Below are 9,512 nucleotides of genomic sequence, written 5' to 3' on the forward strand. Positions count from 1 at the left end.
TTCTCTGCGGGGGGAGTAAAGGTGAATGACCCAAAAATGTTGAAAGTGACAATTTTTGTCACTTTCAACAGACAACAGGTGACAATTTAGAGAATATTTTTAGCACAAGAGAGACATGATTATCCATTATTTCATCAGGAATTTCGCCATCTCCTTGGCGAAATAGGTCAGGATGATATCCGCCCCTGCCCTCTTTATAGAGAGCAATACCTCCCGCATTACCCCCTCCCCATCTATCCAGCCAAGCTGATCTGCTCCCTTGACCATGGCATATTCTCCGCTTACATTGTAGGCTGCTACCGGTATATCAAACTCCACCTTGACCCGGTAGATGATGTCCAGATAAGCGAGGGCGGGCTTGATCATGACGATGTCCGCCCCTTCTTCTAGGTCAAGTGCCACCTCTCGAATGGCCTCATCGCTGTTGGCCGGATCCATCTGATACGATCTGCGATCCCCAAACTGCGGGGGTGACTCTGCTGCCTCCCGGAAGGGACCATAGAATGCAGAGGCGTATTTGGCGCTGTAGGACATGATGGGGATATGGGAATAGCCCTCCTGGTCCAAGAGCTCTCGGATGGCCTTCACCCTGCCGTCCATCATATCAGAGGGGGCTATCATGTCTGCTCCAGCCCTTACATGTGAGAGGGCCTGGCGGGCCAAAAGCTCCAAGGTGGGATCGTTCAAGATCACCCCATCTTTCACCAAGCCACAATGCCCGTGGCTGGTATATTCGCAAAGGCAGCAATCGGTGATGATCAGAAGCTCGGGGACGGCCTCTTTTAGGGCCTTTATAGCCCTTTGGATGATACCATCAGCGTCATAGGCCTCCGAGGCAACCTCATCCTTTTTCTCCGGTATCCCGAATAGAATGACCCCAGGTATCCCCAATTCCTTGACCTCTTTTGCCTCCTTGATCAATTCATCTATGGAAAGCTGGTAACAGTCTGGCATGGAACCGATGGGGTTCCTTACCCCCCTACCAGGACGGACAAAGAGGGGATAGATCAGGTCATTCACTGTCACGGTGGTCTCCCTGATCAGACGGCGGAAGTCCTCATTGGCCCTGAGCCTGCGGGGTCGATAGAAGGGAAAACGCATCTTTGCCTCCTTTATCATCGACGTGGCAACTTCTTAAAATGTTCTACAATGGCCTTAACCAAGGCGGGGATGGTATATTCCGAGGGGATGATGGCGGGCTCCAGTCCATAGCTCCGGGCTGTTTCTTCGGTTACAGGTCCGATCACGGCTACCTTTACCCCGTTCATAGACCTCCTTTCGGACAACAGCTCCATGAAGTTTCGAGCAGTAGACGAACTGGTAAAGGTCACCACATCTATACCCTTCTGGAGAATTTCATCAAGGGAATCACTGTCCCCGGTAGGCCTAACCGCCCTATAGGCCTCCACCTCATCTACCACCCCACCTGCTTTCCTTAAGGCCTGGGGGAGGATTCTGCGAGCACCCTTTGCCCTGGGCAAGAGGATCTTTTCCCCTTTGATCCCCTTGGCCCTCAACCCATCGGCCACCCCCTCTGCCCGATACTCTGGGGGGAGAAAGGTGACATTTAGCCCCATCTCCTCCAACTCCCTTTGGGTTCGGGGGCCGATGGCGCAGATCTTCTTCACCGCAAGGGCCGCTATATCCACCCCCTTCTCCTTCAACCTTTGGGTAAAAGACCTCACCCCGTTCACACTGGTGAAGATGACCCAGTCGTATGCACTCAATCTCTCGATGACCTTATCCAGGGGACCCCAATCCTCTGGAGGGGCTATCACTATGGTAGGAAATGCAATCACCTCGGCCCCGTAATCTTCGAGCAGACGTGAGAGTTCCTCGGTCTGCCCTCGGGCCCTGGTGATCAAGATCCGCCTACCCGCCAGCGGCTGGAACTCCCCCCCACCCTTTTTTGTACCCGTCACCCCTACCTCTTTTCATCTCTGCCAGTTCAATTATTGAGCAATATAGTTCACTATATCCCATGAAATAATGAAAGACAAGGCCAGAATCCTATGATCGGTCAACTCATGTATCCTTGCAGTTTTTAGTTTATTTTCATCCGCTTTAATGATATATTACTTAAAATAAAAGAGGTGAAAAGGTGCCGGAAAGAAGCAAAGACTGGATAAATCAGGCCGTAAGAGATTTAAAGGCTGCGGAAGGACTAGTGGAAAAAGAATCTTTTGAATGGGCTTGTTTTATAGCGCAGCAAGCCGCAGAAAAAGCCCTCAAGGCAGTATTTCAGAGGCTGAATGCGGTTGCCTGGGGACACTCTGTATTCGATCTCCTAAGGGTTCTTTCGGAGAGGACAGCCGTTGATGAAGATTTCTTAAATTGTGCTAGGATTCTGGATAAATATTATATCCCAACACGATACCCCAACGGCTTCGACTCGGGGAGCCCGTATGAATATTTCACCAGGAGGGACGCAGAAGATGCCATCGTTTATAGCAGAAAAATCCTTGAATTCTGTCAAGGTATTCTGGCTTGATCAAGAAAGACTGCTCCGAGAAATTCGTAAAGCGGCAAAAAGGGTGGGGAAGGAAGATGAGAACGTACTCAAGATAGTCCTGTTCGGCTCCCTTGCTGAAAGGACTGGAGTGCCGGGAAGCGATGCAGATATCTTAATACTACTTGAAGACAGCGATAAGCCCTTTCTGGAGAGGATTCATGAGTGGCACAAAAAGTTTGTCCTCAATTTCCCCCTTGAAGTCTTCCCCTATACAGAAAAAGAACAGGATAATCCCCTAGTCCAAGAGGCGATGAGGAGGGGGATTACCTTGTTTGAGCGATAGTCCCTGACTGGTTTTGTGGGTAGATAACCGAAGAGGACTTGTGAGAACGTTTCAAGAGGTTAGTAGGGTTCAGAGTGATATTTATATTAACGAAAAAGGTGGAAGGAGTTTTGGTACTTTTAGAACAAATTTTGCCCTGTTTACGATAAGGAGTTTTAGAGGGAGTATGGAGATGAATGGCAGAAAGAAACCGGAGGATTGGGGTTAAACGGGTAAGATTTTTCTCCAACTTCCGCCAGGAGCTAATAAGGAACCTTTATGAATATAAGCGGTATTATATACAACTCCTGGTGGCGGTTATTGTTGACATGGTGGCGTTTAGGTGTTTATCAGCGAAGGGATTCGAGCACGTTAACGAGGGATAAGGGGGCCCGAATTGAGGCAAGGTTAACTATTGAGAACTTTCTAAGGGAGGTTGGATTATGAGGCAAGTAATCATTTACCCTGGTGAAGACGGTTACTGGGTAGCAGAATGTCCGAGTTTACCTGGGTGTATCAGTCAGGGTAGGACAAGAGAAGAAGCTATTGCAAATATCAAGGAGGCTATCGAAGGGTATGTTGCTGCCCTGGAAGAAGATGGGCTGCCTGTTCCTTCAGAGCGTTTTGAAACGCTGGTGGTAGCTGTATGAGTAAGCTACCCAAGATATCAGGCCGAGAATGCGTAAAAGTTTTACAGAAAGCCGGTTTCTTCCTGAAGAGACAGCATGGAAGTCACATGATTTTGCGCCGAAACAATCCATTTTCGCAAGTTGTTGTACCTGACCATAAGGAACTGGACAGAGGCACCTTGCGCTCTATCATTCGACAAACCAGTCTGAGTATAGGCGAGTTTGTAAAACTTCTGGGATAAGGCAGATTATTGTGGCATGGGTTTTGCTTAAAAATTAGGTGAAGATGGATAAAGATTGCAAAGAGCAGCTCACGATGCGGTTTCTCTCCGACTTCCGCCTGGAGCTGATAAAAAATCTCCACGAATATCAGCGCAACTTCACTCAGCTCTTGGTGGCGGTCCTCGCCGGCATGGCGGACTAGAAAATGTCAAAGACAAAGATGCGGCCCCCCAATTATTCCGTTCTACAGGTTAAGACCTTCTCTCTTTCCAACAAAGAGAAAGGGAGAATTATAGAGTTTTTAAAAAATGAGTTGTCTAAAGACAAAAGGGTGGTATCTGCTTTTTTGTACGGGTCCTTTTTAGATGAAGATTTATTTAGAGATATTGATGTGGGAGTATTTATAAGAGATACTAATTCGTTGCCACCCTTGTACGAGTTCCAATTGGGGGATAAGCTGAGTAGGGCTTTAAAGGACGCCTTCCCTGTTGAGGTAAGGATAATCAACGAAGCTCCCGTCACTTTTCTTTATCACGTCATAAAGGGCAAATTGCTTTTGTGCAGGGATGAAGACTTCTGTTCTGAGTTTGTAGCGATAGTGGCCAGAAAATACAATGATATTCAACCCATTTTGAATCATTATACGAAGGAAGCTTATGGAAGGTCAGATTAACATAGACAGGGTTAGGGAGGCATCGGAGGATATAAAAAAGTCGATCCAGAGACTCAGGCTTTTGGGAAAGATGTCTTTAGAGGAGTTTCTCTCAGACGAGGACAGCCAGGACATTGCTCGCTCAAGATTGTTGGTCCATTTCCTCAAACTAGCAGAAGGGCTGATGGGAAACGGATCTTTTGTTGGATATAACTTGTGAATATTGAAGACATCATTGACGCGATTCAAAATAATCGCATTAGGATCACTGATCATGCCGACGAAGAGGCGGAAACAGATGAATTGACTTTTGATGAAATATTTTACTCAGTATTACATGGTGATATAATTGAACGCTATCTTGGCGACAAGCCGTATCCAAGCTGCCTCATATATGGTCAGACTTTTGGCGGTGATCCTGTTCATAGTGTATGGGCGTTTAATGAAAACAACAAATGGGCGGTTTTGATAACCGTGTATCGTCCCGATCCAAATCAATGGATCAATTTTCGAAAAAGGAGATAACAATAATGTTGCCATTTGATAAATGTCCGGTTTGTGGAGGTGAGCTAAAAGATAAGGTAGTAGAAAAGATTTTGCATGGAGGAAATCATACTGTTGTATTACAAGTTCATGCTGAAGTATGCCTGCATTGCGGAGAGCGATTATATGCTGAGGAGACCGTAAGGTTATTTGAAAAAATTAGGAATAAATTGAAACGACAAGATCTTTCCGGTCTTGATCCCCAAGGTCAGGCATTTACGGTAGACAAGGAATGGCTTAACAAGCAAATGCGGTCGACCGGCTAAAAGCGTCGGCTGATTTACGCGCTAGATAAAAGAAATCCGACACAGTAGTAGGTCCATATGACCGGGCTATATAGTTGGACAAAGGTAAGTTCATGAGTGATAACGAGTGGGATAAAGCCTAGAAGATTTGATGGTTGGAATAAATTTTGCTTATAGGATGAAGGTTAAATAGGGTGTGGAAGGGAAATGGCTGAAAGAAACCGAAAAGCTGAGGATAAAAGGTTGAAATTCCTTTCCGACTTCCGCCTGGAGCTGATAAGGGACTTTTTGAGTATAAGCGCAATCTCACGCAGCACTTGGCAGCGGCCATTGCGGGCAGAGGAAATGTCAAAGACTAAAGATGCGATCCCCCAATTATTCCTTAAGTTAGGGTGAACTTGGTTAGCCGATTTTAGATGAAAACAACACGGTCAACAATGTGAAAAGGACAATTAATAACCATCAAGGTCTGGTAAGTAACCTCCGCGACTACCAGCTAAACTTCACCCAATGCTCATGGCGGTAATGGAATAAAATTTTGGATTGACAAAGCAAGCTGGAACGAATTTTGCTTTGTTTACGATAAGGAGTTTTAGATGGAGTATGGAGATGAATAGCAGAAAGAAACCAAAAGACTGAGGCTAAAAGGGTGAATTTTTTCTCCAATTTCTCTCTAATTATTCAAGAACGAGCGTAACATTAAGAGGAGGTGTAAGCGGACATGCTATTCGAGTATCTTCAAAAAGCATTAGGAAAAGCAGAATATAAAAAATTGGACGATGGGACATGGTTTGCAGAAATCCCGGGTTTCGAAGGCGTTTGGGCTAACGCTGAAACGGTTGAAGAATGTAGAAGGGAGCTTTGGGAAGTCTTGGAGGAATGGGTACTGCTGAAGTTAAAGGATGGAGATCCTATCCCAGCTTTAGAGGGCATAGAGATTAAGATTGAAAAGGTAGCTGCCGGTTGATAATCAGTTATGCCTGCTAATATTTCTCGAAAGGAACTAATCAAGAAATTTAAAGCCCTTGGATATAAGGGGCCATTTTCAGGAGGAAGGCATCAATTCATGGTCAAAGGTAGGAAGAAAATCCGCATCCCGAACCCACATGGAAAGGGAGATATTCATGTGAGCTTAGTCAAAGAAATTCTCAGACAAGCTGGGATAACTGACGAAGAATGGGATAAGGCATAAGACAAAATGGCCATCGACAAGCAAACAAAGAAGCAGCTCACGATGCGGTTTCTCTCCGACTTTCATCAGGAGCTCATGAGGAATCTTCACGAGTGCCTGCGCAACTTCACTCAATCGTTCGTGGCGATCATTCCGGCTAAGAAAAAATGTCAAAAATACAGATGCGATCTAAAAAAGCTTTTATGTATGTAAAAAAGATTGAGGAGGTATGATAATGAAGATTTACAAATTCTCTGTGGTCATTGAAAAAGATGCGGAGGGGTACTATGCGTTTTGCCCTGAGCTTCAGGGATGTTATACGCAGGGAGACACTTATGAGGAGGTTTTAGAAAACATAAAAGACGCAATCCGCCTTCATGTGGAGGATAGGCAGGCAAACGGTGAGGAGGTTCCTCAACTTGACTCTGTGAGCCTTACAAGCCTGGAAGTAGCAGTATGAGCGACAAGCTTCCAAGGGTTACTGCCAAGGAAGTAATTAAGGTGTTGGAAAAGATCGGCTTTTCACTTTCTCGGCAGAGTGGTAGTCACAGAATATATAAAAACAGGGAGGGGAGAAGAGTTACCGTACCATTCCATTCGGGAAGAATTATTCATTCAAAGGTCTTGAAAAGTATTCTTAGGGATGCCAATTTGACAACAGAGGAGTTCAAGAGGTTAATGGAATAAAATTTTGGATTGAGGAGGCAAGTTGGAACGAATTTTGCTTACTTTTTGATAAGGATACTTCTATGGAGAATAGAGAAAAATGGCTGAAAGAAGTCTAGATGAAGCCGAAAGATATACAATTTTATCTTATTTTTGGTAGGGATTGTTGCGGGTAAAGAAAATGTCAAAGACTAAAGATGCGACTTCATGAGCCCGACTGCAAATATCGTAGGGACAGAGGGTTAGGAGAAAAGAAATTTATGAGAGTGAGAATGTAATTGGTGAGGAATCGCCGACATAAAGTCAGAAGACTCCTAGAACATAAGGAACTCATCAGAAACCTAGTCATCCGCGACTTGAAGGTAAGGTACAAAAGGTCCATTTTGGGGGTCTTCTGGGCCCTCTTAGAACCGTTGGTCTTGATGATCCTCTTTACGGTGGTCTTTTCCCTCCTTTTACGGATCCGCATCGAGAACTACCCCGTCTTCGTACTATGCGGGATCTTGCCCTGGAGCTTTTTTAGCACTGCCCTCTCTTATTCCACCACCTCCATCGCCGAAAACGCCAATTTGATCAAGAAGATCTATTTCCCCCGGGAGATCATCCCCTTGGCGGTGATCATATCCCGCTTGGTGAATTTTCTCCTCTCCTTGGGGCTTTTCTTTATCTTCCTTTTGGCCTTTAAGATAAGGCTCTCGTATTCCCTCGCATATCTCCCCTTGATCTTGGCTGTCCAATTGATCTTTATCTTAGGGCTTTCCCTCTTTTTCTCCTCTTTGAATACCTTCTACCATGATGTGGGGTTTATATTGCAGTTCATCCTCTTTGGCTGGTTTTATATCACACCCATCTTCTACCCCGTCTCTATGATCCCCCAGAAGTTTCTTCCCTTTTATCTCTTAAATCCTATGGCGACTATCGTATACTCTTATCGAAATGTTCTCTTCCGAGGGATACCACCAGACTTCACTTACTTGCTGATCTCCTTTTTTATAAGTATCTTTTGCTTTTTGGTGGGGGTTCATATCTTTCGTCGGCTGGAATTCCGCTTCGCGGAGGTCCTATAGGTATGGAGAAGGCGATTGATGTCATTGACGTCTGTAAGATGTTCCGGCTCTATCGTGAAAGATCCGGCATGCTCAAGGAGGCCTTTATAAACCTCTTTCGCGGGGGAGACAAATATGATGAGTTTTGGGCCCTCAGAGGTGTTTCTTTTTCAGTGCAAAGGGGGGAGTCCTTGGGGATCATCGGCAGAAACGGGGCAGGAAAGAGTACCATCTTTAAGCTGATCAGCGGGGTTTTAGCTCCAAATCGAGGGGAGATAAAGGTCAGAGGGAGGATCTCTCCACTAGTAGAATTGGAAGCGGGTTTACATCCAGAACTGACTGGTCTGGAGAACATATATTTGAACGGGGCTATCTATGGGATGAGCAGGAAAGAGATGGAGGAGAAGCTCGATGAGATCATCGAGTTCTCCGGCCTTGGGAAGTTCATCCACTCTCCTATCCGTACCTATTCCTCAGGTATGCACGCCCGCCTGGGTTTTTCCGTGGCTATAAATGTGGACGCCGATATTCTTCTGATAGATGAAGTATTGGCTGTAGGGGACGCTGAATTTCGGGAGGGGTGTTATGATAAAATCAAACAGCTGAAGCGCAATGGGGTTACCATTGTCTATGTATCCCATAATTTGAAGTCAGTAGTAGATCTATGTGATAGAGCTATATGGTTGGATAGAGGGGAGATAAGAATAGAGGGGAATCCTCAAGAGGTAGTGGAGGAATATGTTAAGATAGTATGAACATCCGGGGAATGAAGCTGCTTAGTCAAAGACATTCCCGGACAGGCTGATATAAATGATTAGGACTGGGATAAGGCTTAAAAGTTTAAGGGTTGGAATGAATTTTGCTTATATTGAGAGTATGAAGGTAAAAAATGTATAGGGTATGTGAGGGAAATGGCTGAAAGAGACCGAAGAACTGAGGATAAAAGGTTGAAATTGCTTTCCGACTTTCATCAGGAGCTGATAAGGAATCTATACGACTACCAGCTCAATTTCACGCAGCTCTTAGTGGCGGTTACGGTGGATGGGAAAACGTCAAAGATAAAGAGGCTTTTGTCCAAAGGCGTTTTTACAGTATTTAAGAAAAAATTGTTATCAAAGAGATAAGTTAAGTTGTTGATTTTATTGTAATACCAAATCAAGAGATATCGCGTTTATTATCAAAATTGGGTTTGGGCAACAGCCTGAAAAGACGCGACCCCAAAATTCGGTGCCTAATGGAGGACGAAAGTGATAACTATTCAAAATTTTCAATTGGATATTCGTAATAACAGGATACACCTCTCATTAATAAATTCAGCTCAAAGCCAACACGTTGATATTGTGGATAATGTTTATTTTCAACTTCAGACAAATCGGAATGTTTATCAAATAAAGGTCGTGGGGGCATATATTCTCCCAACTCAATATAAATGGGCTAACAAGTCTCCAGAATACTATAATTTAATAGTTGCTTGTGAAATCAATCATCAGAGGATCGTTCATATCTTTTTTGGAGAAAGAGATATGAGTACTGTTAGGATCACAGCCCCACTAAGAGTAATCAT

Annotated in this window: 19 protein-coding genes; 17 read left to right on the forward strand and 2 right to left on the reverse strand. The window is 44.7% G+C overall.

The features are described 5' to 3' along the window. Window positions 1-126: 126 nt before the first annotated feature. Both hemB and JRI46_05930 read right to left on the reverse strand, forming a co-directional pair. Window positions 127-1,101 (reverse strand): porphobilinogen synthase, encoded by a 975-nt coding sequence (gene hemB, locus JRI46_05925; protein MBW2039120.1) that lies wholly within the window; start codon window positions 1,099-1,101, stop codon window positions 127-129. Window positions 1,102-1,115: 14 nt separating this feature from the next. Beyond that, window positions 1,116-1,922: a uroporphyrinogen-III synthase gene (locus JRI46_05930; GenBank protein MBW2039121.1), complete on the reverse strand. Its 807-nt coding sequence runs from the start codon at window positions 1,920-1,922 to the stop codon at window positions 1,116-1,118. A gap of 179 nt (window positions 1,923-2,101) precedes the next feature. Here JRI46_05930 and JRI46_05935 point away from each other — a divergent pair, with 179 nt between their 5' ends. The 17 genes from JRI46_05935 (at window position 2,102) to JRI46_06015 (ending at window position 9,072) form a co-directional block, all read left to right on the forward strand. Continuing rightward, window positions 2,102-2,491, forward strand: coding sequence for a HEPN domain-containing protein (locus tag JRI46_05935; protein ID MBW2039122.1), 390 nt, complete (start codon window positions 2,102-2,104; stop codon window positions 2,489-2,491). Further along, entirely contained in the window at window positions 2,436-2,795 is a 360-nt protein-coding gene (locus JRI46_05940) for a nucleotidyltransferase domain-containing protein (protein ID MBW2039123.1), read from the forward strand. The genes JRI46_05935 and JRI46_05940 overlap by 56 nt, the downstream gene beginning before the upstream one ends. A 176-nt stretch (window positions 2,796-2,971) precedes the next feature. After that, on the forward strand, window positions 2,972-3,160 hold the full coding sequence (locus JRI46_05945) for a hypothetical protein (protein MBW2039124.1): 189 nt from the start codon (window positions 2,972-2,974) through the stop codon (window positions 3,158-3,160). A 57-nt stretch (window positions 3,161-3,217) separates the two neighbouring features. Beyond that, window positions 3,218-3,424, forward strand: a complete 207-nt coding sequence (locus tag JRI46_05950; protein ID MBW2039125.1) for a type II toxin-antitoxin system HicB family antitoxin — start codon at window positions 3,218-3,220, stop codon at window positions 3,422-3,424. Further along, window positions 3,421-3,645 (forward strand): type II toxin-antitoxin system HicA family toxin, encoded by a 225-nt coding sequence (locus tag JRI46_05955; GenBank protein ID MBW2039126.1) that lies wholly within the window; start codon window positions 3,421-3,423, stop codon window positions 3,643-3,645. Before JRI46_05950 ends, JRI46_05955 begins: the two co-directional genes overlap by 4 nt. Before the next feature lie 44 nt (window positions 3,646-3,689). Next, the gene (locus tag JRI46_05960) at window positions 3,690-3,827 is read left to right on the forward strand and encodes a hypothetical protein (GenBank protein ID MBW2039127.1); all 138 of its coding nucleotides are present in this window, start codon (window positions 3,690-3,692) and stop codon (window positions 3,825-3,827) included. A gap of 3 nt (window positions 3,828-3,830) precedes the next feature. Next, the gene (locus JRI46_05965; protein MBW2039128.1) at window positions 3,831-4,298 is read left to right on the forward strand and encodes a nucleotidyltransferase domain-containing protein; all 468 of its coding nucleotides are present in this window, start codon (window positions 3,831-3,833) and stop codon (window positions 4,296-4,298) included. Beyond that, window positions 4,282-4,497 carry a hypothetical protein gene (locus tag JRI46_05970; protein ID MBW2039129.1) on the forward strand — a complete coding sequence of 72 codons (216 nt, stop codon included), beginning with the start codon at window positions 4,282-4,284 and terminating at the stop codon, window positions 4,495-4,497. Before JRI46_05965 ends, JRI46_05970 begins: the two co-directional genes overlap by 17 nt. Further along, window positions 4,494-4,802: a DUF4258 domain-containing protein gene (locus tag JRI46_05975; GenBank protein MBW2039130.1), complete on the forward strand. Its 309-nt coding sequence runs from the start codon at window positions 4,494-4,496 to the stop codon at window positions 4,800-4,802. Before JRI46_05970 ends, JRI46_05975 begins: the two co-directional genes overlap by 4 nt. 5 nt (window positions 4,803-4,807) lie before the next feature. Next, window positions 4,808-5,086 carry a type II toxin-antitoxin system MqsA family antitoxin gene (locus JRI46_05980; protein ID MBW2039131.1) on the forward strand — a complete coding sequence of 93 codons (279 nt, stop codon included), beginning with the start codon at window positions 4,808-4,810 and terminating at the stop codon, window positions 5,084-5,086. Between the two features lie 700 nt (window positions 5,087-5,786). Beyond that, window positions 5,787-6,032 carry a type II toxin-antitoxin system HicB family antitoxin gene (locus tag JRI46_05985; GenBank protein ID MBW2039132.1) on the forward strand — a complete coding sequence of 82 codons (246 nt, stop codon included), beginning with the start codon at window positions 5,787-5,789 and terminating at the stop codon, window positions 6,030-6,032. Between the two features lie 9 nt (window positions 6,033-6,041). Then, complete coding sequence (locus JRI46_05990) at window positions 6,042-6,257, forward strand: type II toxin-antitoxin system HicA family toxin (GenBank protein MBW2039133.1); 216 nt, start codon at window positions 6,042-6,044, stop codon at window positions 6,255-6,257. A gap of 214 nt (window positions 6,258-6,471) precedes the next feature. Further along, window positions 6,472-6,696 carry a type II toxin-antitoxin system HicB family antitoxin gene (locus JRI46_05995; GenBank protein MBW2039134.1) on the forward strand — a complete coding sequence of 75 codons (225 nt, stop codon included), beginning with the start codon at window positions 6,472-6,474 and terminating at the stop codon, window positions 6,694-6,696. Then, entirely contained in the window at window positions 6,693-6,923 is a 231-nt protein-coding gene (locus JRI46_06000; GenBank protein MBW2039135.1) for a type II toxin-antitoxin system HicA family toxin, read from the forward strand. The genes JRI46_05995 and JRI46_06000 overlap by 4 nt, the downstream gene beginning before the upstream one ends. Before the next feature lie 260 nt (window positions 6,924-7,183). Then, a complete protein-coding gene (locus tag JRI46_06005; GenBank protein ID MBW2039136.1) occupies window positions 7,184-7,969 on the forward strand; it encodes an ABC transporter permease in 786 nt (261 codons plus the stop codon). Between the two features lie 2 nt (window positions 7,970-7,971). Then, window positions 7,972-8,703, forward strand: coding sequence for an ABC transporter ATP-binding protein (locus JRI46_06010; protein MBW2039137.1), 732 nt, complete (start codon window positions 7,972-7,974; stop codon window positions 8,701-8,703). Between the two features lie 156 nt (window positions 8,704-8,859). Continuing rightward, window positions 8,860-9,072 (forward strand): hypothetical protein, encoded by a 213-nt coding sequence (locus tag JRI46_06015; protein ID MBW2039138.1) that lies wholly within the window; start codon window positions 8,860-8,862, stop codon window positions 9,070-9,072. The last annotated feature ends 440 nt before the right edge of the window (window positions 9,073-9,512 follow it).

This window comes from Deltaproteobacteria bacterium, from assembly GCA_019308925.1.
Taxonomy (GTDB): Bacteria; Desulfobacterota; B13-G15; order B13-G15; family RBG-16-54-18; genus JAFDHG01.